Raw genomic sequence first — 23,060 nt, forward strand, 5'->3', positions numbered from 1 at the left:
GCTAATCGCGCGTTGAGCGTTGGGCAACTGACCGGCGCAGGAGGTTCAGACTCCACCCCTTCGGAGCAGCAGCGTCGCCCAGCCGTCGATGTCGCCCCGCTCGGCAAGGAAAAAGCCCTGGGCGCGATAGGCGTCGAGCACGCCGCGCACGTCGCGCGCGAGCAGTCCCGAGAGCACAAGCTCAGCGCTCGGCGCGGCGGCGCGGGCGATGTCGGGCGCGAGCAAGCGCAAAGGCTTCGCCAGAATATTGGCGAAGATCAGATCATATTCGCCTAGCAGCGATGGGTGGCGCAGCCCTGTGGCGACAACCGGACGCACATAGGGGCCGGCGCCATTGGCGCTTGCGTTGGCGCTGGCCGTCGCCACGGCGATGGGATCAATATCGCCGCAGGCGACGCGCTGACGAAAGAGAAGCGCGCTGGCGATCGCCAGAACGCCAGTGCCAGTTCCGACATCGAGAATGCGCTCGGGCCGTCGGCGCTTGGCGATCCTATCGAGCGCCTTGAGGCAGCCGAGCGTCGTGCCGTGATGGCCGGTGCCAAAGGCAAGCGCCGCCTCGATTTCGACGCCAATGTCATTCACGCGCCGCCGGCCTCGATCATGCGCGCCATGCACGAGGACGCGGCCGGCGCGCACCGGCGCCAGTCCCGCAAGAGAATTCTCAACCCAATCCTTCTCATCGACTGTCGAAAAGCGCGCGGCCTGCGCCGCCTCGGCGCCGGCTGCGGATTCGATCAGCGCATGAATCTGCGCTTCGTCGGGCGCGGTCGCAAAATAGACCTCGACCGACCATTGCGGTCCGCCGTCCAGTTCGAAGGCGGCGGCCGCCGTCTCGGTAGGGTCGAAGGTCTCGACGATGAGGTCGGCGACGGCGCGGGCGCGTTTTTCGTCGCAATCGAGGCGCAGCATATGGCTGGCGTTGTTGGGCGGAAGGCCTTCAAGCATGCGCGCGCTTAGCACGGCGGCGGCGCGCGCGTCACCTTTCGCCGCGCGCCTGCGGCCTGTATTGTCGCGCTACAGGCAGGCTCAACAGTTGAAGGCGCGGATGACCGAAAGACTTTCGATTTGTCTGATCGGGCCAAAGAAGGGCGGCAAGTCGTCGCTGCTCGCCACGCTCGTCGATTGCGTCGCGCAAAGCGCCTTCGGCTATTCGCCGCGGCTGCGGCCCGCGTTGCAGCCGATCACCGAGGGGGAATTCTACGCCGAGAGCGCCGAGCCGAAGAAGGCTGATTTGCTGTCGGTCGAGCGGGGCGATTATGAGCGGCTGCGGCGGGACTTCGCTGAAGGCGGCCTCGCGACCGACACGCTTGACACCTATGAATACCGCTTTCGCCTCACCGTGAATGGCGAAGCGCCGCCCGCGACTGTGTTGCGGGGACCCTGGCTCTTGGAGATCATTGACTCGGCGGGCGAGATCGCCGTGCCGCCGGATGGCGCCGAAGTGGCGATTTTGAACGACGTCAAGGCAAAGCTCGCCAAGCAGATGCTTGACTCGGAGGCGATCGTGATCGTGCTGCCGCTGGTGCGGCTTGAAGATTCCGGCTGGTCCGGCAATCTCGCTCGACTGATAGACCGGCTGGCGCTGGCGCCTGAAAAGAAGCTGAAGCGCCTCGTCGTCGTCTTCTCGCAATATGAACGGTTGTTCGCGCGCCTTGGGCCAAGCGCCTTCACCTACGCCTGCGATCCTGCGGTGGCGCTGCACGCCTTGCGCAAATCCTTGCGCGCCGTGCAATGGCTCGATCGGCTGCGCGCTTTAGAAAAGCCCAACGGCGGCGGCGTGTCGGTGCGCTTCACGGTTTGCTCGGCCTACGGCTTCGTCAAGCGCTTCCAGACCCCCAACATCGATCCGCATCAGCCCGGAGAGCGGCGTTTTCGGCGCGCGGGCCTTGAGGGGGCCCGCGCCTATAATGAATACTGGCGGCCGTTTCTGACCGCTGAGCCGTTTCTCTACGCCGCTCTGGGCCTCGATAGCGCTTTCACCTTCTCCTATGCGCAGCTTGACGCGCGCTTAGAGGAGATCGCCTGAAGCGTTTTCGTCAATTCTTGATTAACGCTCTGCGGCTAGGCTGACGCGTGGACTTTCCGCGCGAAAGGACGGGCGATGCTCAGCGTTGCGCCGAAAGGCGACGAGACAGCCGAAATTTCCCTCGAACGGTTGCATTATGGAAAGCTCGCCTCCGGCGCGACTCTCAGCGTTCCGGCGACGGAAGGTTATGGCGTGACCTTGCGCAGCCGCAATTTGCGGCCGGCCGACGATCGCTTGCTCTCGCCGCCCCAGCTGATGGCGCTTCGCCGCCTCGAGCCCGACCTCGTGGATCCTGCCTCGCGCCAGCACGGCGCCTTCCTCGCGCGGGTTTCGCCAGAGCCCAATTCACGCCGGGCAGTTTTTCTTCGCGCTCGGTTTCGTCCTGAAGATGGCGAAGGCGGCCATGGGCGCCTCTATCAGCAAAGCGCTGTTTGGAGTGTAGCGGCTGCCGATTGGCGTCGACATCCCGCGGCCCTCCTCGCCATGGCAGGCTCCGAACTTGAAGCGCTTCCAGACCTGGCGACAGAGAACGAGGATATCCGCTACAGCGCCGCCCCGGCGCGCTACGTCGTACGCTTCCTCGACCCGCAGGACATTTGGCTCGTGCTCGAGGACTCGCTGGAAAAGACCCGCTGGGCGGCGCCCGTTCTCGAATTTCTGGCGCGCGGCGCCGAAACCGGCGAAGACGCGACGCTGACCTTCGGCGCCGACGATTTCGCAAGCGAAGCCGCGTTTCTCAACGCCATCGGTCTGGCGCTGCAATTCTTGCCGGCGAGCTATCCGCGCTGGCGCGAGATCAGCGTCGTCTCCGGCCTGCGTCATGCGCCGCAGGGCCTTTGCTTTCGATATCTTCCCTCGCTGCGCGCGGCGGCTGGGGCGACCTCAATCGCCGCTTGACCTAGGCGGACGAACGCCTGTTGAGCGGCGCCGGTTCGGCGATCAGATAGCGCTCAAGCGCGCCATAGCGCCGCCGCGGCAGATTCGCGGCGCTGGCGTCCGAATAATAGGCGCGGGGGCCGCTGGCGACGACGCCGTCGGGTCCGTAACGCAGCGCGCGAACGGCGCGCGGTTTCAGCGCCGCGAAGAGGCGCGACTCAATCTGCGAGACTGTGACATTGTCGACGAGATAGGCGCCTTTGCGGTCGACATGGGCGATTTCATCGCGCACCAGACGGTTGAGAATGGCGACGACATTTTCGTGCACATTAGGCGGCAGCGATGAAATCGCTTCCGCTTCGGGATCGATTTCGCTCATGTCGCCATGGACCGGACGCCCTGTGCGAAGGATCGCTTTCATGGCGCGGATGTCGACAGGCTCTTCTTCGTCGTCCGAAAGATCGATCGGCGCCGCGAACTGACGCCGCTCGCGCGCCTCATAGCCGCGTTTGAAAATCTCGGACAGGAATTTCATGATGAATAGGAAGGCGTCCTGCGCCATCGCCACGCCGATCGCCATCGTCGAATCTGGGGTGAAGCTCCAGAAGGCTTCTCGCGCCAGCTCGAATTTGTTGCGCTCCGAACTATGGGCGCGCAAATAGGCGTCGCTCTTTTTCAAGAGCTCGCGCACCTCGTCCTCTGAGAGGCCGGCCGCCTTGCCGGAGACGACGCAAGCGTCGACGATGGTTTTCGCCGCGTTGAAGCCGTTGGCTGCGGCGGCCCTATCCGACGCCGGCGCCGCACGGATTTTGGCGACGATCGCCGAAAGCTCGTCGCGTAGGCCGGTTTCGAGCCCGCATTTTTTGTCGAAGCCGACGCGCGCGGCGATCGTTTCGTCGCGCGCCGAGAGCAGATCACGCGCCTCGCCCTGCGGCTCGCAGGTGAAGTCGCGCGGAACGCTCGCGGGCAGCGCGTTCGATTGCCGCGCCGCCGCGAGGATCGGCTCGCACAGGGGTTTCGCTTCACGCACCGCGCGCCACGTCGGCTCCATGCGCAACTGGTCGCGAAGCGCTGCGAGATCTCGCAAAGTCGCGTCGAGGTCGAGCGCGGCTTCGCCCTTTGGCATCGGCCGGGCCGAAGCGGCGTTCGCGGCCTCCGCCTTTTGTTTCAGCGTGATCGTTTGAGCGTTGAGCGCGTCACGACGCTTGATGGCGTTGGCCCGCTCATTCGTCGGCGTAGCGAGGGTCTGCCTGAGCGCCGACATGCGTCGCGTCGCCTCCGCCGCCTTTTCTTGATGTGCGCGGCAATTGGGTCCGCAGGCGGCGCCCATTCCGTCGAGCCCATGTTCGGCGTCGACCGCGAGCTGCTCTTCCTGGCGCGCTGTCGCGGCCGCCGACGCCATCTCATCTTGCTTAGCTTTGATGATGACGTCGAGTTCGGCGGCGCTGCGATCAAGCGCGTCGATCTCGCGCCGCGCATCGTCGATCTGACGCGTCGCCGCCTGCGCGCTTTCCATTTCCGCGGCCGCTTGGCTTGCGGCCTGCGCGATGATCGCCTGCTGCGCCTCCTGCCTCTTTCGAATGGCGTCGCGCAGCGCGGGCCCAGCCTGTCGCGCGGTATCGATAACGACGTTGATCGAGTCGAGATAGGTCTTGTAGCTCGGAGTCGCGGCGATGCGCGCCGATGTCGATTCATAGGCTGCGGCGATTTCCTTTGTCGCCGGCAGAATGACTTCCGTCGCGAGCTCCATTGGCTGCAGTTCGGCGACGATCTTGCGCGAGGAAAGCTTGAAGATGTTGTTGTAGTAGTAAGTGAACGAGAAGAACGCGGAGATCGAAAAGACGAAGGCGAAGACCAACGCCGTTACGCCCGTCTTGATGATCATGCGTTCGCGGGCCATTCGCCGCCGCGCAATGAGCGCCGCGAGATCGACGCCAAGCGACCAGGAGGTCGCCGCGAGCATGGTGAGGACGGCGGTCGTCGCGATCAGAGTGCCCGCGACGCCGATCACGTCGTCGGGCTCCTTCTGCATGATGTCGATCATGCCGGAGGAGGTCGTGTAGAAGACCCAGGCGAGGACGGGCAGGGCGGCCGCCATGCCGACTCGGCCGAGGTTGAGATCGCCGCTCCAGAGACGGACGAGCGGCGAAATCAGCGCATCGAAAAGGCCAAACGCTCGCGGCGAGGTCGCGGGAGCAGTCATGCGTCCCTGATGGGCGGCGGCGGTCATCGTGCAGTCGCTCTCGACGCTGGAACCAGCCGGCTGCGCATATCCGCTCCCTTAGAAAAGCAATGTCGGGTTGGCGACGTTGCCGGCGAATTGAGACGGATTTGCGCCCCAGCGCAAGGGCGAGCCTCCGCTGCGGCGCAGCGCGTCGGCGACGCTCCCGGCGAATGCTTGCCGCTCATCGGACTGGGGGTAGTGCGGCGCGTGGCATATTTCGCCGTCGCGGCTTGCCAAAAAAACTTTGAGGGCGCACGCTCGGAGCACAATTTCCCTTCGAATGCTTATCAGGTTTTTGTCTAAGATATTGGAGAAAACAATGACACGTCTTTTCGTTATAGCGGCAGCTTTGCTTTCCCTAGCGCTGATTTCTTTCGACCAGCGCGTGTCGCGCGCCGCTGAGGCGCAGCGCGCCGACAATGAAGCTTCAAGCGCATTGCCGAGAATCGAACTCCACGTCGCCAAGACAAGTTACGACGCCACGACTAGCACTTTAACCTTGGACGGTGTTGGACAGGTCGACGTGTACGACGCGGCCGGAAAAATCCATCACACGACGTATGAGGAATTCGCGGCCTTAAGCGCACATCCGGCGAGTCATAGAAAACAACAGGATGAAAACGGGTTCACCATCAGGGGCAAAATTAACGGCGAAGGCTATGAGCAAAAGGTCGAATCCTTCAGCCATGATCTGAAATCACAAAGCATGTCGCTCAAATTGTCGAGCGGTGTGCAGTTGAAAACCATACGAAGCCACGCTGACGCGACCACTGTCGTCTTCGGCCCAGTTCCGACGCATATCGTCTGTTGCGACTGCGACTGGAAGTGCTCCGTCGCTTGGATTATCGCCAGTTATTGCGCCGCATGCGCCTCGGGCACGGTTGGCGCAAGCTCCTGCTGCCAAGTTTGCGGTCTGCCGGCAGTGGTTGGAGGGACGTGTCCCTAAAAAAGTGGGGCGCGACGCCGCGCGCCCCGCTTGCCGTCTGTTTTATCGAGGGGTTGGTGCGCCGCGGCGCCGCTTTCCCTCGCTCGAGGATTCGTGCTAGAGCCCGAGTTTGACTGTCTGCGGCTGGGCCGTTCGGCCGCGACTCGCGCTGACGGGCCTTGATCCCGTCAGGTCTCCAAGGGGTCAGCCGTGGCCATTCCGTTCCGCTACATCGCAAAAATCGGCGCCTACCTGGTCAAGCAGCACCTCATGGGCGTGCGGCGCTATCCGCTCGTGCTCATGATGGAGCCGCTGTTTCGTTGCAATCTGGCCTGCGCCGGCTGCGGCAAGATCGATTATCCCGACCATATTCTTAACAAACGGTTATCGGTCGAGGACGCGCTCCGCTCGGTGGATGAGTGCGGCGCGCCGGTCGTGGTGGTCGCTGGCGGCGAGCCGCTCCTGCACAAGGACCTGCCGCAGATCGTCGAAGGCGTCATCGCCCGGCGTAAATTCGCGATCGTCTGCACCAACGCTCTGCTGCTCGCCAAGAAGATCGACCTCTTCAAGCCGAGCCCCTATTTCACCTGGTCCATCCATCTCGATGGCGACAAGGAAATGCATGATCACGCGGTCTGTCAGGACGGCGTCTATGATCGCGCCGTCGAGGCGATCAAGCTCGCCAAATCGAAGGGCTTCCGCGTCACCACCAACAGCACCTTCTTTACCGGCGCCGATCCGGAGCGCATCGCCAAATTCCTCGACGCGACCACGGCGCTCGGCGTCGACGGCATGACGCTTTCGCCGGGCTACGCCTATGAGCGCGCGCCGGATCAGACTCACTTCCTCAACCGCATACGCACGAAGGAATTGTTCCGCGCGATCCTGCGTCGAGGCCGCGGCGGCAAAGCTTGGGATCTCACCCAGTCGGCGCTGTTCGTGAATTTCCTCGCCGGCAATGTCAGCTACCGCTGCACGCCCTGGGGCATGCCGCTGCGCACGGTGTTCGGCTGGCAGCGTCCCTGCTATCTTCTCGGCGAAGGCTATGCGCCGACCTTCAAGAAGCTGATGGCGGAGACCGATTGGGACTCCTACGGCGTCGGCAATTACGAGAAATGCGCCGACTGCATGGTGCATTGCGGCTTCGAGGCCACTGCCGTCGCGGATTCAATCCGCAGGCCGTGGAGGGCGGCCGCCGTCGCGCTCTTTGGCGTGCGCACCGAAGGTCCGATGGCGCCGGACATCTCGCTCGAAAATCAGCGTCCGGCTGAATATGTCTTCGATGAAAATGTCGCCAAGCTCTCAGAAATCCGCGAGCATGAGGCGCAGCAACGGGCCGAGCAACGGTCCACAGCGGCTTAGCGAGACGAAAGCGGCGCGGGAGTCGAGCCCGGCGCGGATCAGTCCCCCAAGTTGATGCGGTCCGCGTATGAGTTCGCGGGCGACGCCCAGGGCGTGAATGTCGCCTTCGGGCGTCAGCGCCCTGGCGACAAGCGGCGGCAGTGCGCGCGCCGCTGGATCGCTGATCGCGCGCAGCGCGACGAACGGCAGGTTGCGCCGCCGCGCGAAGTCTTCGGCAAGATGCGATTCCATGTCGACCGCGACCGCTTGCGCGCCTTCGCGCAGCGCCGCCTTGGCGGCCGGGTGCATCGCCGGCTCGTCGACCCCAATGATGGCGCCGGGCGTGACTTTGCAGCCGGCGGCGGCGGCGCCTTTCATCAGCGCCGAAGAGAGACGGGAATGCGTGTCGCGCCGTGCGTCTCCCGCGACGATGGCGTCAGCGACAACGACATGGCCCGGCCGCAGCGCGTAATCGAGCCCGCCTGCGAGTCCGAAGCTGACGACGGCGGAGAAGTCCGTTCCGCTCAGTTCGTCGAGTTGTTGTCGAAGGCGCGCGGCATTCGCCCCGCTGCATAGAGTCTTGACGCCCTCATTAGCGGCGCAGGCGGCTTCGCGCTTCATGCCGACGACGACAAGAATCGGCGCGACGGCGCTTAGATCGGCGTTCCTTCTGCGGCCTGCGGCGCGCGCCACTTTAAAGTCCGACCTGCACGCGCTTGCTGTTGGCGCGTTTCAAATTGCGATAGCGCGCCAGAGCCCAGAGCGGGAAAAATTTTCCATAGCCATGGTAGCGCAGATAGAAGACGCGCGGAAAACCTGTCGCGGTAAAACGCGCCTCGTTCCATAGACCGCCCTCGTTCTGCGTCGATTGCAGATAAGCGATCCCCCTCGCGACGGCTGGATGGTCGACTTCGCCCGCCGCCATGAACCCGAGCAGCGCCCAGGCCGTTTGTGAGGCTGTCGAGGGAGCCTTTTCATAGCCCTTGTAATCGAGCTTGTAACTTGAAAGGTCCTCGCCCCAGCCGCCGTCCTCATTTTGGATCGCGACGAGCCAAGCGACGGCGCGACGATAGGCGTCATGCTCATGCGGCAGGCCTACGGCGTTCAGCGCGCAGAGGGTGGACCAGGTTCCATAGATGTAATTTGCGCCCCAGCGGCCGAACCAGCTGCCGTCCTTTTCCTGCTCTTTGATGAGATAGTCGACGCCGCGCTTGAGACATTCGCTTGTATCAATCGTGTCGCCGAGCTGCGCGAGCATGGAGACGCAGCGCGCGGATACGTCGGCGGTCGGCGGATCGAGCAACGCGCCGTGATCGGCGAAGGGGATGTGGTTGAGATAGTGATAGGTGTTGTCGGCGTCGAAGGCGCCCCAGCCGCCGTCCCTCGACTGCATGCCGATGATCCATTCCTTCGCGCGGGCGATGCGTTCGTCGTAGGGGCGCGACGCGTCATTCGCGGTTAGCCGATCCATCGCCGTCACGACGACCGCCGTGTCGTCGACGTCGGGATAATAAGCGTTGGCGTATTGGAAGGCCCAGCCGCCCGGCCGAACGTCGGGCCGCGTCGCCGCCCAGTCGCCTTTGACGTCGAGCACCTGTAAAGGCGCAAGCCATTCGCAAGCTGCGCGCGCAATTTCGCGTGCGTCTTCGTCGCCTGTTTCGAGCAAAGCGTGCGCCGTCAGACATGTATCCCACACCGGCGAGACGCAGGGCTGGCAATAGGCTTCCATGTCATTCACGACGAGCAGCCGCTCGATCGATTCGCGCGCCTGCTTCTTGCGCTCGTCGTCCTCTGGCGCGCCGAGCACGTCATACATCAGCAGGCTATTGACCATCGATGGAAAGATGCCGCCCAGTCCGTCGAAGCCATTCAAGCGTTCCGTCGTCCATTCTATGGCGAGCTCGATTGAACGGTCGCGCGGCCCCTTGGGCATGTATGGTTCGATCACACGCAGCAGCTTGTCGATTTCGCCAAAAATATGCGCCCAGGGCCAGGTCTGATGTTCGCCCTTGGGCCACACCTTCACCTCTTCGGGCGGCGTCGTGAAGAGTTCGCGAATGTGGACGTTCTTCGGATTCTTCGCGCGAGGCTTTTTCGTCATCAGCACCAAGAGCGGCACAAGAACGGTGCGGCCCCAGTAGGAAATCTTGTCGAGGTGGAAAGGAAACCATCTCGGCAGCAGCATGATTTCGACGGGCATCACCGGCACGCCGCGCCACGGAATTTCGCCATAGAGCGCCAGCAGCGAGCGCGTGAAGACGTTGGTCTTGGCCGCGCCGCCGTAAGCGAGGATCGCTGCGCGTGCGCGCGCCATATGCGGCGCGTCGATGTCGTCGCCGATCATCTTCAGCGCAAAATACGCCTTCACGCTGGCGCTGATATTGAAGGGCCCGTCCTGAAAAAGCGGCCAGCCGCCGTGATCGCCCTGACAGCGCCGCAGATAAACGCCGATCTTGCGTTCGAGCTCAGCGTCGACGGGCTCGGCGCGGAAATGGCGCATCAGCACATATTCGGCCGGAATGGTGGTGTCGGCTTCGAGCTCGAAGCAGAAATGTCCGTCGCCCTTGCCGAGCGACAACAGTGCGCGCTTGGCGCTCTGGATGCTTGATTCAAGCGTCTCGGTCGAAACGGCGGTGAAATTATCGTCAATGCGCGCGGCGGCGTTCATTGCAATTTCCTTTTGGTGTTTCCGATCAGGCGACGCTGAGCGTCGGGGCTTTGGCCGACTCACGATGCGGCTTCACGACGATCTCGACGTCTTGTCCCAGCGCGACGAGAAATCGCAGCAGCCGCTCCAGCGAAAACTGCCGAAAGTCGCCATGCAGCAGCTTCGATACGTCCGGCTGCTTCACGCCGAAAAGTTCGGCGGCCTGGACCTGTTTCAAACCGCGCTCCTTCAGCAGCGCGTCGATCTTGCGAACGAGCTGCGCCTTGAGGAGATGGTCATCGGCAGGCGCCGTTTTCGCGACGGTCGAGTCTTCGATCATGATTTTGGGTTGAGGAAAGGTGAGAGCGCAATTGCGCCGACGCACATTGCGTATAGTGAATTGACTATATCGTCAAGCCGCTTGGCGTCGATCGCCTGCGAAAGGAGAGGGATGCTTGTTGCGCAGTTTGAGGGTCACGCGCTTGACAGCTCATTGTGCAATTATTGGAAAAGCGGGCGATTTTCGCACGATCGAAACGAAGTCTTAACCATCCGCCGCCGATGGTCCTTCGAGCGACTTGGAGGAGAGAATATGGCTACGAAAACGGAAGGCGAACGCGCGCTGGCCGACCTCGAGGCTGGTAAGTTCTCGTTTGAGATGGTCGACGCCATCAGGGCTCATGTGAGCAATCTCGAGACCGAGATACAGCGCGTCAGCGGGATGCATGAGCGCGCCGTCAATCAGTTCAGGCAGCAGGAATATACGATCTCGCGGCTTGAAGCCGAGCTCCGCAAGCTGAATGCGAACATCTACGCCCTTCTGAAGGCGAATGCGCTGACCGAGATCGCCGTTCGCGAAGCGAAGCGCGGGGCCGTAAAGTTCGTCGAATTTCTCCCCGTCGCGGGCAAGTATGCCGAAGAGGGTTTGACGGAGACGCTGGCCTATCTCCGAACCGTCGATTTCAAGGCGAAGTTCGAGAAGCTGCAGGCGCATCCGATGACTGAGAAGACGCTGCGCGAGATCGAGCGCCTCGCCGCGAAGTTTGTCGAATATCTCCCCGTCGCGCGCAGGCATGCCGAGGAAGGTTTGAAGAAGGCCCAGTCCTATCTCTCGACCGTCGATCTTAAGGCCGAGTTCGAGAAGCTGAAGGCGCAACCGCTGACCGACAAGACGCTCCGCGAGAGCCAGCGGCTGCTTCTCAAGGCTCGCGAGAACCTGCCGGTCGCAAGGAAGCAGGTCGCTGCGGCGGCGGAAAAGGCGTCGGCTTACATCGCGGACCTGCACAAGAAGGTCGCGTAATTCCGACGAGCGGGCAGGCGCAAACTGCGTCCGCTCGCCGGCCGCCCTCAGGCGCCCGCCAGCTTGGCCGCCTTGTAGCCGGACCGTATCGAGCCTTCGATCGTCGCGGGAAGACCCGTATTCGTCCAGTCGCCGGCAAGCCACAGATTGTCCCAGGATGTCTTCGCGCCCGGCCGGCGCTTTTCTTGCGCCGGCGTCGCGGCGAAAGTCGCGCGCTTTTCCTTGACGATCTGCCAGGGCGGCAACGGTTCGAGCGGCAGGCCAGTCGCTGCTGAAACTTCCGCCCAGAGTTTTACCGCAAGCTCTTCGCGCGCGTCGTCGATCAGGCGGTCGGCGCCGCTGATCGTGACCGACAGGCGATCGTCGAAAGCGAACAGCCATTCGGTGAGCGTGCCGATCATGCCGAGGAGCAGCGGCTGGCCCGGCGGCGGCGCGATCTTGAAATGCGCGTTGACGATTGCGCGAAAATCGTCGGGCGCAACGAGACCGGGCAGAAGCTCCTGCGCGATCCACGGCGGCGTCGCGAGGATGACCGCGTCGCCCTCTTGCAGCGTTTCCTCACTATCGCCGAAGCGCAGCGCAGCGACGCGAGAGTCGTCGAAAGCGATTTCGCGCAAACGCGCGCCGAAGCGCGGCTCGACGCCCTTGGCGCGAAGCGTGCGCAGCGCCGGCTCGATGAAGGCGTCGCCGAGTCCGCCTTTCGCCACCATCGGTCGGCAGGCGTCGCCGCCGGCGGCGAGACTCTCGCGCAGCACGGCGCCCGCGAGCTTAGCGGAGGCCTCTTCAGGCTCGGTATTCAGTGCGGAGAGCAGAACCGGGCGCCAAAGCTTCTCCCACAACACACCGTTACAACGCATGGTTTCGCCGATGGTCGCGCCGTCCTTCGCAAAGAGAAGTTTTGCGGCGTCAAGATAATCGAGCGGCCCCGTGCCAGGCACGCGGCGGTCGGCGACGAATATCCACCAGGGAATGCGTGAGGCGTTGGGACGCAGCGTCCATCGCTCGCCCGTGCGCGCATCGAGAAAATCAAACGCGCATTCGTTCGGGCTAACGAGCGCGTCGCTCGCGCCGACGCGCTTGGCGTAATCGCGCGCCGCCGCATTGCCGGAAAGCAGCAAATGATTGCCGTTGTCGATCGTCAGGCCGAGCGAGGAGTCGAAATAGGAGCGGCAGCGTCCGCCGGCCATGCGCGCGGCTTCGTAAAGCGCGACGCGGCGTCCGGCGTCCGCGAGACGCAGCGCGCAAGCAAGCCCGGCGAGGCCCGCCCCGACGACATGGATCGTTTCGCTCACGTGAAGGCGTGTCGCAAAAAGGCGCTGATGACCTTGAGACGCGACGCCCTTACCGGCGCGCGGGGCGGCGAGAACCCACGAGCTGAAAGATTGTCGAGGATCGAGCGATAGCCGGCGGCCATGATATAGGGCGCTTTCACCGCACGCTTCGGCAGCCCCGCCATCACCAGATCCGCCTGATCATAATGTTCGCGCGCGCGCGCGACGACCGGCGCGCAAACGTCTTCGAGCGAGGGATGCGACAGCACGGCATGCGGCGCAAAGGTCGTCACGCCGGCGGATTCGAGCGCCTCGCGGGGCAGATACAGCCGGCCGCGCGCGGCGTCCTCGTCGAGATCGCGCAAGATGTTGGTAAGCTGCAACGCCCGGCCGAGATGATAGGCGAGAAGCTTTGGGCCGGTCGGCAATTCGTAATCGACGCTCGGCTCCGTCTCCGCAAGGCCGAAAGCGCGCACCGACAGCCGTCCGACGGCGCTCGCGACCCGGTCGCAATAAAGTTCGAGCTTATCCCATTCCGGCGCGCAAATATCCTCCTCGACATCCATGGCCATGCCATCGATCACCGATTCGAAGTCGTTGCGGTCGAGCCGGAAGCGGCGCACGGGTTCGGCGAGAAAACTGACGCGCGCGCGGATGCGGCCGGCGTAAAGCTCGTCAAGATCGGCGCGCCACTGGTCGAGCGCCGCCCGCCGAACGGCGCGGTCGCCTTCGTCGTCGGCAATGTCGTCGACGGCGCGGCAGAAGGCGTAAATCGCGAACATGGCGTCGCGGCGCGCAGGTTCGAGGATGCGCATTGCGAGATAGAAGGAGCTCTTGGTCGCGATGGCGCGCGTGCGCAGCGTCGCGGCGTCGGCGAGCGCATCCATCGTCATTGGCCAGTCCTCGTGACCGTCTCGGAAACTGGGCGGCGCGGGCGTGAAATGCGGCGAAGAAGCGCGCCGAGCGCGCCCATCGCGCCCTTCAGCGCGAAGCCGAACTTGCCGTCGTGGACGTTGTCGCGGAGCGGATCGGCGACCGCGAGCCGCGCGACGAGATGTTCGGCGAGAGTCTGGATGGCGCCGACTTCCATTGCGAGCCGCGTGTCGTCGATCAGATCGGCGAAGGGACGCGACTGATCCAGAAGGCGCGCGGTTTTCTCGTTCAGGTCGCGGATCGTCGCGAGGAGCGGCGGCGGCGATGATTCCTGCGCCAGCATCTCTACGGAGGCGCCATGCGCAGCAAACGAGTCCTGCGTCAGATAGACGCGGTCGAGATTGCGGTAGTCTTTGCCGCAGTCCTGCAGGTGATTGATGACTTGTAGGGCGGCGCAGAGCGCGTCGTTGGCCGCCCAGACTCGGCCGGCGTCCTCGCCATGTACGTCGCAGACAAAGCGTCCGACCGGCATGGCCGAATAGCGGCAATAGTCGATGAGATCATTCCAGTCGCGGTAGCGCAGTTGCGTCACGTCGCGCTTGAAGGCGGCGATGAGGTCACGCGCATGCTGCGGATCGAGGCCGCGCTCCTGGCATGTCTCGCGCAGTCGGCGCGCGACCTCGGCGTCCTCTTCCGCTTTTCCCATCAGCGCATCATCGAGCGCGTCGAGCCGATCAAGCTTCTCTTGCGCGCCGAGTGTGGCGTGATCGGCGATATCGTCGGCGGCGCGAACGAATTCATAGAAGGCGAGGATCGGCGCGCGGTGGCGCGGCGCGATGAGAAAGGACGCGACGGGAAAATTCTCGTCGTGATGGGTCTTTCCCGAACTCGTCTGCGCAAGGTCCATATGACGCCGTTTTGCCGCTCCACGGCGCTTACGCGCCCTTTCAAACCTCGATTTCGCGGCTTGTCTCGATCTCGCCGGACGTTTCGAATCGTTGCGCCGCCTTTTGCGCTTGCGGCGCCTGATAGCGGCCTTTCCATTCGCCGCCGCGGCCGCAAAGGTGCCGCCAGGCCGATTCAACCGTGAACCAGGTATAGCATGCCGCGACGCCTGGCAAAGCAAAGGCGCGCAAAGGCGACAGGCCATAAAAGCGCAGCGTCGGCATGTAGGCCTGCGCCATTAACAGCCAAGAGACGAGCGCCGTCTCGCGCGCTGGCGACTCGCCGAAAAGCGTCAGATAGGGCGGCGCCAGATAGGCCCCCGCCATGCCGAACAGCGCGCCAGCGAGACGCCAAGGGGAATAGCTCAACTGGGCGTAAGCCGAGCGCACCACCATACGGGAAATGTCGGCGAGGCGCGGATAAGCGCGAAGGCTGTGAACGTCTTCGGTCAGGCCCAGCCAGATCGGCCCTTGCGCCTTCATCAACGCGCCCAGCGCGCAATCGTCGATAAGCGCGCCGCGGATGGCGCGAAAACCGCCCGCAGCCGCGAGCGCCTTAGGGCGCACCAGCATCACCCCGCCCGCGGCGCCCGCCATCGGATGCTCGGGATCGTTGACGTGGCGGAACGGGTAGAGCTTCTGAAAATAGAAAATGAAGGCCGGGACGAGCCAGCGCTCCGCGACGCTTTCGCAGCGGAGTTTGACCATGAGCGACGTCAGAACGGCGCGGCGTTCCTTTGCTCCTGAAACGAGACGCGCGAGCACATGCGGCGAAAATTCGATGTCCGCATCGCAAAACAACACGAAGTCGGGGTCGATCGGCAGCTTCCGCACGTGATCGAACCCGTGCTGCATGGCCGCGAGCTTCCCCGTCCAGCCCGCATCTGGCCCGCGCGTGGAGAGAACTGTCAGGCGGCTTGAAGCGTCATGCGCCTCCGCGCAGCGTCTGGCCGCTTCGCCTGTGCCGTCTTCGCTCTCGTCGTCCACGAGAATGATATCGAAGCGGCCGCGGAACTCTTGAGCGAACAGCGACGCCAGACTCTGTTCAATGACGTCGATCTCGTTTCGCGCCGGAACGACCGCGACGACGTAGGTCGCCGGAATGGCGGCATTTTGTCCGCCAAGGTTCCGATCATGCTCGGTGAGCCGCCAGAAGCCGCCGCGCAGCGTAATGAGGTAGAGCCAGAGGAACAGCCCAAAGACGGAGATGAAAGTCGCGAGCATGGGCGAATCGGGGTGGAGGATTCGGCGCAGGCCGGCGTTCTATCACTCGCGCTCAAGCTAGACTAGCGCGCTCCCCGAATGTTCTCGGCTATCGCCTCATCCATCCCGCCTCCGTCTTGACGTAGCTTCGCTTGACTGCGGCCCAGGCGATGCGGTGCGCCGCTTCCTCCTGCCGAGGGTCGTTGCGATGGGCGTCGAAGGCGTGGTTGAAGGCTTCGCGATAAATATCCTGCGCGTGCTCAGGAAGGATTTGCTGAAGATTTTCGGGCAGGTCGGCGTTGCTGGCGTAGGGCATGCGACGGACCTCGATCAGGCGTTGGTCATCTCGCTGACGATGGCCTCGGCGGCCGCTGCGGGATGGGCCGCTCGCGTAATCGGCCGGCCCACGACGATATAATCCGCGGAGGCCGCGATCGCCTCTCTCGGCGTCATCACCCGCTTTTGCGGTATTATGTAGCTGATGCAAGTCTCAATCATTTTAGATAGTTGCCTGAATATCTGGTTTAATATCAGCGCGCCGAATGGAACCAGAACATTCATAGCGACATTCATGCTGGACTCTATCTGATTGTGGGTCTATAAGCTCTGTCGACGCCGTTAGGGGCCGACACACGCATGTCAGATCAGCTAGACGATATCATCGATGGAGCCTTTCCTTCATTTAAGGAGGCGCTAACGGCGGCATTCGAGGCCGGCCGCGCGGCGGGGCGGCAAGAGGCGTCCGTTGAGCTTAAGGCGAAATTGGCGGACGCTCTTGGAATCCAGCAAGCGCCAGATCGCAGCTTCGCGAAAAAACTCGTGGGACAATTGGTTGAGACCACGCGTGCGGCACAAGGCACCGTCAAGCCAAAGATATTGGAAGCCATTCGCTCGCGAGGTGGAGCCACGTTGGGCGATATTCAAGAAGCGACAGGAGTTAAATATAATACCGTCAGAGGGACGCTGTGGCAGCTATCACAAGACGAAGTGATCGAGAGGCGCGGCGAAAAATGGTTTATGCGCCCGCAAAAGAATGAACCCGCAGGCACGCCGTCCGAAAGTGCGCCTACGGGTTCTAAGCCGGAGCCTTCGTTTCACGAGGCTCTTTTCGGGTCCGGAGCGAAAGGCCGTGAAGCCGGTCCGGGGGGTGAGACATGAGAAGATAGCTTCTAATGCTCAGAACGGTCGCCATTGCGTTGGCGTGGCGACCGTTCACTGGGGATAGCAGGTTCGCCGGACGGGACCCTCATCAAGTTCAGCCGACGGGTTCGACTCCCGTTATCTCCACCCTTTTCCCTAGCAGAATCAGAGAATCCTGTCTACATCGCTCCGTCCTTTTCTGGCGGCGCGAACATGACGCCACATGTCCCATTTTCAGCGACAAAGCGCACCCCGCGCTGCTCCAGAACAGATTGAATTGCCGATAGATTATTCCCTATCGGAACGCTTCGTCCCTTCTCAAAATTCCGGACCGTCGAAAGCCCGACCTTCGCGGCTATCGCCAAGTCGTCTTGAGAAATATCGAGAAATCCGCGAGCTGCGCGGCACTGCCCCGGCGTCATGCGATACAGATAGCGCCAGCATCAAAAACCGTCAAGACAAACGAAAATCGTTATTGACACCCAAAATGCTAACACTTATCGTCATGTCTAACGAAAATCATTTGACTGACGCAGATGGCCCAGCACTTCCTCCTTTCCGCCGGCGCCCGAAGCCTCTCACTGGCCAAGGTCGCGCGCATGACGGACGAAGACGCTCGACACGCTTTCCGGCTGATTCGCTGGGCGTCGACGGAAGGCCAGCCGGTTTGCCCGCGTTGCGGCAGCCTTGGCGTCTACGCACTCAAGTGCCGCCCGGCCTTTATGTGCAAGGGCTGCGATCACCAGTTTAGCGTCACGTCCGGCACTATCTTTGCCGACCGTAAGCTCCCCGTCCGCGACTACCTCTTGGCCATCGCAATTTTCGTCAACGAAGTGAAAGGCAAGAACGCGCTGGCGCTCTCGCGCGACTTGGACGTGCAATACAAAACCGCTTTCGTCCTCGCGCACAAAATCCGCGAATCCCTCGCCGCTGAGGTCGAAACCCTGCAATTGGCCGGAGAGGTCGAAATCGACGGCTGCTATATCGGCGGCCACGTCCGCCCCGCCAATTACAAGGAAAACCGCAAGGACCGCCGCAAGCTCGTCAATCAGACGGGCAAGCGACGAGTCGTGGTTGCCATGCGCGAACGCAATGGCCGCACGCTTCCTTTCGTGTTCAAGTCGGAAGGCGAGTCAGTCGAAACTATCGCCGAGCGCGTCGACGCCGCTGCTACAGTTCATGCCGACGAAGCTGCGCATTGGGACAAGCTGCACACGATCTTCCTGACGAAGCGTATCAATCATCAGCACGCTTGCAGCGACGGCGAGGCGTGCACAAATCAAGCTGAGAGCTTCTTCTCACGCATCCGTCGCGCGGAAGCGGGACACTTCCATCATCTTAGCGGCCCGTATCTCGCGGCTTACAGCCGCGAAATGGCGTGGCGCGAAGATCATCGCCGCGTCTCAAATGGCGAGCAATACCTGATGGCCGCGAACGCCGCCCTCACGCATCCGGTGTCATGCCAGTGGAAGGGGTACTGGCAGCGTTAATCCCTTCGGCCAACGCTTCTGCCATTTCTCTAACAATAGCGCGCGCAGCTTCCTTAGGAGATTCAGCATTTAATATCGGGCGTCCTATGACAAGATAATCGGCACCGCTCTCAATCGCTTCTCTTGGTGTCATTACTCGCTTTTGATCATCCACGGGGCTTCCATCCGGTCTAATGCCCGGAGAAATGACCATGAGACGCCCTCCGGCAACGGCCTTGATCGCAGCCGCTTCGACACCAGAAGCGATAACACCGTCTATTCCTGCCTCAAGTGCCTTCTTTGCCCTGTGAACTACTATGTCTTTGACCTTAGTGTTTAGCGGGTAGCCCATTTCCTCAAGGTCTTTTGCGTCCATGTTAGTCAATACAGTCACAAAGAATAGTTTTAGCTTAGACTCGCCCTTTCCTCGTACCGCGCACTCAAGTATACTACTAGTGCCGTGAACTGTGAGGAAATCAATTTCTAATTCTGCGGCTCTCCGCACTGCATTTTCAATGGTATTCCCAATGTCATGATACTTATAGTCGAGAAATACCTTCTTGCCCAAGCCTTTAAGCTGTCTTGCAAAAGCCCCCCCATCTGCAAGTTGCAGCCCTAGCCCAATCTTATAAAATTCAACCTCATCCCCTAGCGTTTTTACTAGGGCGCGAGCCTCATCTATCGTGTCGAAATCAAGCGCAACGATTAGACGGCTACGAGCTTCATTGATTTGTTGATCACTGACAACATTCATATCGGGTCGAATCAATTCGGCCACGGCTGCCATCTCTTACGCTCCAGATGACCTGCCCCAGGATGAACGCGGGATACGCTGTATCGACGCGATTTTGGGCTGGACGCGCGCGCGACGAGGCAGATTCGAAGCCGAGTTCTGCATTAGCCCGAATCATAAAGCAAGCCTTTACTGCGTTGAAATTACGGCTCAGACTCGCATCTCTGCAGTATCGTCCAAAAAAGACGCCCATCTTCGTCTGGGGTCCCGACGAGTAAGCCACGGTCTCTTAACCGTCTTAGGGTTCTCGAAATCCGCTCCGTTGCGTCTGACAGAGCCTTCCTGTCTGCCGGGTCTTGTCCACAATTTTCGAGCGTTTTTCTGGCGATCTCCCTAGATGACAGCGGTTGAGTTTCCTTCAATGCGTCAAGTATGAGTTTTACGGCAGCGCCATAATTTATGATTGGCGGACGTTTTTGTTTGGGCATTAGCAGGTCGAGATTGGCCTTACACCCAAGACTCACGAGTATGCGGTCGAGAGCCGCCACGTCGTTATTTATCTCAGCTAAACGGTCACGTATCCGCTCGGCCTCGCCAAATAGCTCTGCCCGCCTCTTGAGCAAGCCGGAAATCGTGTGCTCATATGTTGTGGTGCGAGCGAATTTGTTTGCCATGCACCTATTGTCGCAAATAGGCGGACTAATCGCCATTTCGGCGACTTGCATCAGCTACATAATACCGCGCTTTTGGTCTCCGACATCGGCGCCCGCCGGTCGCACCCCCGGCGTCACGAGCAGCATGTCAGAGCCGACGATGGGACGAACGGTCGCGAGTTCCATCGGCGACAGAACAAGACCATCGACCCGCTCCTCCTTCGCCTGCTTTGCCCGGCGCGCAACCAGTTCGGCGACGCCGCAGGCATAACCTGCTTCCTTGAGATCGGCGTCGTCATAGGAGGTCATCACGGTCACGGCGAGGAGCTTGAGCGCGCCGTCCGACGCGCCCTGACGGGCCGCCGCCATCGTCTGAGGGAAAGCGTGGATAGTGAGAAAATCGACGCCGAACCGGGCGATTTGGCGCGTTGCACGCTCCACGGTGACGCCGATGTCATGGAGCTTCAAATCGAGAAAGACGCGCTTGCCGGCCGCTTTCAGTTCACGCGCGAAATCTAAGCCGCCCCCCGTATAGGCGAGCTCCATGCCGATCTTGAAGAAGGAGGCTGTTTCGCCGAGCGCCGTAACCAGCGCGCGCGCCTCGTCGACGCTTTCAACGTCAAGCGCGACGATCAGGCGCTCACGCGCTTTCACGCCCTCGGCTTTCCAGCATGGCCGGCTTTGCGGTAGCGCCACACGCGCGCCGGCGGGATGTTGAGCACGATCGGCGGCGATCCCTTGCCGACATATGCGCCTTTCACGCCATGCGCATGCATGGGCATTGGCGATTTGGTCAGGCCGTATGTGAATTGAATGAAGAGCCCGTCATCGCCCATCAGCTCGAAAGCCTGGTTCAATAGCTCGACGCGATCGCGCTCGGGCCGATTGAGAAGCGGCAGGCTCGAAACGACCGTCGCGACTTTCCCTGGGACTTTGCCGTCGAGCGTCGCCTTGAGGCCGTACGCGTCGCCCTGAACAATGTTGACGCCGGGGAAGCGTTCAGAGAGCAGGTGGCAAAACCGGGTCTCATATTCGACGAGCACGAGTCGCTCGGGCGCAATCCCTCGCGCAAGCAGCGCCTGAGTCACCGGGCCGGTGCCGGGACCGAGTTCGATGATGTGTCCGTCTCTGCCCAGTTCGACGAAGCCCGCCATCGTTTTGGCCAGCGCGCGTCCGGACGGCGAGACGGCACCGATGAGGCGCGGATTTTCGATCCATTGGCGGATGAAGCGCGCATTGTCCACGAGCTTCGCGCGCCCATTGGATTTTAGAATTCTGTGCGGCAAAAGCCCCCTCCCGGCGCGAGAGTAACGCGCAAACGGCCCCGCGATTGGGGGCCGTCCGGCGGATGATAGGAGAGCCGCGCGCCGAAAACAACGCGGCGGGCGTCAAGAGCGATCGAAGCTCGCAATTCGAAGAGCGGGGCTGCGCCCGGGCTGGTCAAAGGACTCCCACGCGAAGTCACCCTTCGCCCTTCGCGACGAGGTCGCCATAGGCGTCCAAATCGATGACGCCGCCGGCCGCGTCGACGGCGGCGCGATCCTTGGGCGTCAACGCCTCCTGGGCTAGATCGAGCCGCTTCCAGCCCGGCAGCGGCGCATCGCCCGCTGAATTCGGCAAATATTTTGAGTCCGCCATCTTCTGATAGCTGTGGATATATCGCGGGCAATTAACCCAGAGGCTCTCGACCGCCACGCTGACAAGGAATTGCGCGCCAGGATAAGTCGCAAGAAGCGCCGGGTCGCGCGAGATCGCCGCGGCGCCCTGCACGCGTAAGCGGTTTGGCCTCAGAAAGTCGATAAACAGCAGTCCGACATTGGCCGTCTCAACGAGATTGCCGGCCGAATAAAACATGCCATTGCCGTCGTACCAGGGGAAAATCAGCGCGCTCGGTCCGACGACGCGCACAAACCCTGTCGCGCCGCCTTTGTAGGAGACCGTTGGCCGCCCCGACGGATCCATGGTGGCGAGAAAAAACATGTCGCGCGACTGAATGAAATCGACTTCATGCGGAGCGAATTCAGCGTGCATCACGCCGCCTTCCATCAAATCGGCGAGGCGGCGCGTGTCGAATTCATCCTGGAGCGCGCGATGCGCCGAGCCGTACCAGTTGGCCATGGATTCCTCCTGAGGCTGCCCAGCGCATTTGATTGAGATGTTCTATCCAATAAGGCGCTTCACCCTTCTTGGATAAGAATATGTCCTACCCGCCGAACAAATCCTTCATCCGCGCGAAAAAGCCCGCCTCTTCAGGATGCGTGTCGTGCGAGGATTCCTCATCGAATTCGGCGAGGAGCTCTTTCTGGCGCTTCGTGAGCTTTTGCGGCGTCTCGACGCTGATCTGCACATGCAGATCGCCGTGATCGCGCCCGCGCAACACCGGCATCCCCTTGCCCTTGGCCTTGATCTGCCGTCCGGACTGCGTTCCTTCCGGGATTTTGAGCTTCACCTCGGAGCCGTCGAGCGCATGAACCTGGATCTCGCCGCCCAGCGCCGCACGCACCATTGAAATCGGCACGCGGCAATAGAGGTCCGCCCCATCTCGCTGGAAGAAGGGATGCGGCTTCACCGAGAGGAAGATGTAGAGATCGCCAGGCGGTCCGCCGCGCAGGCCCGCTTCGCCTTCTCCGCCGAGCCTGATACGCGTGCCGTCTTCGACGCCCGGCGGCACATTGACCGAGAGCGAACGTTCGATCGTCTTGCGTCCAGCGCCAGAACAAGAGGGGCAGGGGTTCTCGATCATCTCGCCGCGTCCCTGGCAGGACGGGCATGTGCGCTCGATCGCGAAAAAGCCCTGCTGCGCGCGCACGCGTCCCATGCCGCCGCAAGTCGTGCAGGTCTTTGGCTTGGAGCCTTTTTTCGCGCCCGTTCCCGAACAGGCTTCGCAGGTCGCCGAGGTCGGGATGTTCAACGAGGCGGTCTTGCCGTGATAGGCCTCATCGAGAGTAATTTCCATATTGTAGCGCAGATCCGAGCCGCGCTCGCGTCCGCCCGAGCGGCCGCGCCGTCCCATCACGTCGCCGAACAAATCTTCGAAAATGTCGGCCATCGAGGCGCCAAAACCCTCGCCGGCGCCGAAGCCGCCGAATCCGCCGCCCTGTTCGAACGCGGAATGGCCGAAACGGTCGTAGGCCGCGCGCTTCTGCGGATCGCAGAGGCACTGATAGGCTTCGTTCAATTCCTTGAAACGCGCCTCCGCCTGCTTATCGCCCGGGTGCCGATCGGGATGGCACTGCATGGCCGACTTACGGAAGGCGATCTTCAATTCGACTTCCGTCACGGTGCGGCTGACGCCCAGAACTTCATAGTAGTCGCGTTTGGACATGCTCAATTTCTGATGAGTGCGGCGGCGGGCGTAGCCGTGATCACATGAACGCAATGAAACCCGGCGTTATTCGCGCCGGGTTCCCGTTTCGCTACCGCATCGGAGCGGCT

At 62.1% G+C, this 23,060-nt stretch carries 22 protein-coding genes and 1 pseudogene; 7 read left to right on the top strand and 16 right to left on the bottom strand.

Translation table 11 applies throughout. The features are described 5' to 3' along the window. Positions 1–45 precede the first annotated feature (45 nt). Complete coding sequence (locus FEV16_RS00190; RefSeq protein WP_138165603.1) at positions 46–945, bottom strand: 50S ribosomal protein L11 methyltransferase; 900 nt, start codon at positions 943–945, stop codon at positions 46–48. Positions 946–1,045: 100 nt separating this feature from the next. Between FEV16_RS00190 and FEV16_RS00195 the strand changes: the two genes are divergently transcribed. Together FEV16_RS00195 and FEV16_RS00200 are read left to right on the top strand one after the other, a co-directional pair. After that, a complete protein-coding gene (locus FEV16_RS00195; RefSeq protein WP_138165604.1) occupies positions 1,046–2,026 on the top strand; it encodes a hypothetical protein in 981 nt (326 codons plus the stop codon). 75 nt (positions 2,027–2,101) lie between these two features. After that, on the top strand, positions 2,102–2,923 hold the full coding sequence (locus FEV16_RS00200) for a hypothetical protein (RefSeq protein ID WP_138165605.1): 822 nt from the start codon (positions 2,102–2,104) through the stop codon (positions 2,921–2,923). Between the two features lies 1 nt (position 2,924). Here FEV16_RS00200 and FEV16_RS00205 read toward each other — a convergent pair whose 3' ends face one another. Beyond that, positions 2,925–5,132 carry a hypothetical protein gene (locus FEV16_RS00205; RefSeq protein ID WP_138165606.1) on the bottom strand — a complete coding sequence of 736 codons (2,208 nt, stop codon included), beginning with the start codon at positions 5,130–5,132 and terminating at the stop codon, positions 2,925–2,927. A gap of 313 nt (positions 5,133–5,445) precedes the next feature. On the opposite strand from FEV16_RS00205, the gene FEV16_RS00210 reads away from it, so the two are divergent. Together FEV16_RS00210 and hpnH are read left to right on the top strand one after the other, a co-directional pair. Then, complete coding sequence (locus FEV16_RS00210) at positions 5,446–6,072, top strand: hypothetical protein (protein ID WP_138165607.1); 627 nt, start codon at positions 5,446–5,448, stop codon at positions 6,070–6,072. A gap of 189 nt (positions 6,073–6,261) precedes the next feature. Continuing rightward, a complete protein-coding gene (gene hpnH / locus FEV16_RS00215; RefSeq protein ID WP_138165608.1) occupies positions 6,262–7,413 on the top strand; it encodes an adenosyl-hopene transferase HpnH in 1,152 nt (383 codons plus the stop codon). Here hpnH and FEV16_RS00220 read toward each other — a convergent pair. The 3 genes from FEV16_RS00220 to FEV16_RS00230 are packed head-to-tail and all read right to left on the bottom strand — an operon-like array spanning position 7,354 to position 10,379. Then, positions 7,354–8,085 (bottom strand): phosphorylase, encoded by a 732-nt coding sequence (locus FEV16_RS00220; protein ID WP_138165609.1) that lies wholly within the window; start codon positions 8,083–8,085, stop codon positions 7,354–7,356. The genes hpnH and FEV16_RS00220 overlap by 60 nt on opposite strands. A gap of 1 nt (position 8,086) precedes the next feature. Beyond that, positions 8,087–10,060, bottom strand: a complete 1,974-nt coding sequence (gene shc / locus FEV16_RS00225) for a squalene--hopene cyclase (RefSeq protein WP_138165610.1) — start codon at positions 10,058–10,060, stop codon at positions 8,087–8,089. 25 nt (positions 10,061–10,085) lie between these two features. Further along, on the bottom strand, positions 10,086–10,379 hold the full coding sequence (locus FEV16_RS00230; protein WP_138165611.1) for a helix-turn-helix transcriptional regulator: 294 nt from the start codon (positions 10,377–10,379) through the stop codon (positions 10,086–10,088). Positions 10,380–10,631: 252 nt separating this feature from the next. On the opposite strand from FEV16_RS00230, the gene FEV16_RS00235 reads away from it, so the two are divergent. Beyond that, positions 10,632–11,339, top strand: coding sequence for a hypothetical protein (locus tag FEV16_RS00235; RefSeq protein ID WP_138165612.1), 708 nt, complete (start codon positions 10,632–10,634; stop codon positions 11,337–11,339). 47 nt (positions 11,340–11,386) lie between these two features. On the opposite strand, the gene hpnE is transcribed toward FEV16_RS00235, so the two are convergent. The 6 genes from hpnE to FEV16_RS00265 all read right to left on the bottom strand — a co-directional run bounded on the left by hpnE (position 11,387) and on the right by FEV16_RS00265 (position 16,128). Continuing rightward, a complete protein-coding gene (hpnE, locus tag FEV16_RS00240) occupies positions 11,387–12,631 on the bottom strand; it encodes a hydroxysqualene dehydroxylase HpnE (RefSeq protein WP_138165613.1) in 1,245 nt (414 codons plus the stop codon). After that, the gene (gene hpnD / locus FEV16_RS00245; protein WP_138165614.1) at positions 12,628–13,503 is read right to left on the bottom strand and encodes a presqualene diphosphate synthase HpnD; all 876 of its coding nucleotides are present in this window, start codon (positions 13,501–13,503) and stop codon (positions 12,628–12,630) included. The genes hpnE and hpnD overlap by 4 nt, the downstream gene beginning before the upstream one ends. Next, positions 13,500–14,390, bottom strand: coding sequence for a squalene synthase HpnC (gene hpnC, locus FEV16_RS00250; RefSeq protein WP_138165615.1), 891 nt, complete (start codon positions 14,388–14,390; stop codon positions 13,500–13,502). Before hpnC ends, hpnD begins: the two co-directional genes overlap by 4 nt. A 40-nt stretch (positions 14,391–14,430) precedes the next feature. Then, on the bottom strand, positions 14,431–15,651 hold the full coding sequence (locus FEV16_RS00255) for a glycosyltransferase (protein WP_138165616.1): 1,221 nt from the start codon (positions 15,649–15,651) through the stop codon (positions 14,431–14,433). Positions 15,652–15,739: 88 nt separating this feature from the next. Next, entirely contained in the window at positions 15,740–15,946 is a 207-nt protein-coding gene (locus FEV16_RS00260; protein ID WP_138165617.1) for a ChaB family protein, read from the bottom strand. Between the two features lie 14 nt (positions 15,947–15,960). Continuing rightward, positions 15,961–16,128, bottom strand: coding sequence for an orotidine 5'-phosphate decarboxylase / HUMPS family protein (locus FEV16_RS00265; protein ID WP_348639960.1), 168 nt, complete (start codon positions 16,126–16,128; stop codon positions 15,961–15,963). A 138-nt stretch (positions 16,129–16,266) separates the two neighbouring features. On the opposite strand from FEV16_RS00265, the gene FEV16_RS00270 reads away from it, so the two are divergent. Together FEV16_RS00270 and FEV16_RS00280 are read left to right on the top strand one after the other, a co-directional pair. Then, positions 16,267–16,788, top strand: coding sequence for a hypothetical protein (locus FEV16_RS00270; RefSeq protein WP_138165618.1), 522 nt, complete (start codon positions 16,267–16,269; stop codon positions 16,786–16,788). 518 nt (positions 16,789–17,306) lie between these two features. Next, positions 17,307–18,260 (top strand): IS1595 family transposase, encoded by a 954-nt coding sequence (locus FEV16_RS00280; protein WP_138165620.1) that lies wholly within the window; start codon positions 17,307–17,309, stop codon positions 18,258–18,260. On the opposite strand, the gene pyrF (FEV16_RS00285) is transcribed toward FEV16_RS00280, so the two are convergent. The 5 genes and pseudogenes from pyrF (FEV16_RS00285) to dnaJ all read right to left on the bottom strand — a co-directional run bounded on the left by pyrF (FEV16_RS00285) (position 18,214) and on the right by dnaJ (position 22,950). Beyond that, positions 18,214–19,026: an orotidine-5'-phosphate decarboxylase gene (pyrF, locus tag FEV16_RS00285; RefSeq protein WP_138165621.1), complete on the bottom strand. Its 813-nt coding sequence runs from the start codon at positions 19,024–19,026 to the stop codon at positions 18,214–18,216. The two genes, FEV16_RS00280 and pyrF (FEV16_RS00285), sit on opposite strands and share 47 nt — an antisense overlap. 686 nt (positions 19,027–19,712) lie before the next feature. Next, positions 19,713–20,279 (bottom strand): annotated as a pseudogene (pyrF, locus tag FEV16_RS00295) (orotidine-5'-phosphate decarboxylase); the annotation flags it as partial. After that, on the bottom strand, positions 20,276–20,911 hold the full coding sequence (locus tag FEV16_RS00300) for a phospholipid methyltransferase (RefSeq protein ID WP_246657096.1): 636 nt from the start codon (positions 20,909–20,911) through the stop codon (positions 20,276–20,278). The gene FEV16_RS00300 and the pseudogene pyrF (FEV16_RS00295), both read right to left, overlap by 4 nt. 175 nt (positions 20,912–21,086) lie before the next feature. Further along, positions 21,087–21,743: a pyridoxamine 5'-phosphate oxidase family protein gene (locus tag FEV16_RS00305; RefSeq protein WP_138165623.1), complete on the bottom strand. Its 657-nt coding sequence runs from the start codon at positions 21,741–21,743 to the stop codon at positions 21,087–21,089. 85 nt (positions 21,744–21,828) lie between these two features. Next, positions 21,829–22,950, bottom strand: coding sequence for a molecular chaperone DnaJ (gene dnaJ, locus FEV16_RS00310; RefSeq protein WP_138165624.1), 1,122 nt, complete (start codon positions 22,948–22,950; stop codon positions 21,829–21,831). Positions 22,951–23,060 lie beyond the last annotated feature (110 nt).

The organism is Methylocystis sp. B8 (assembly GCF_005771425.1).
GTDB lineage: Bacteria > Pseudomonadota > Alphaproteobacteria > Rhizobiales > Beijerinckiaceae > Methylocystis.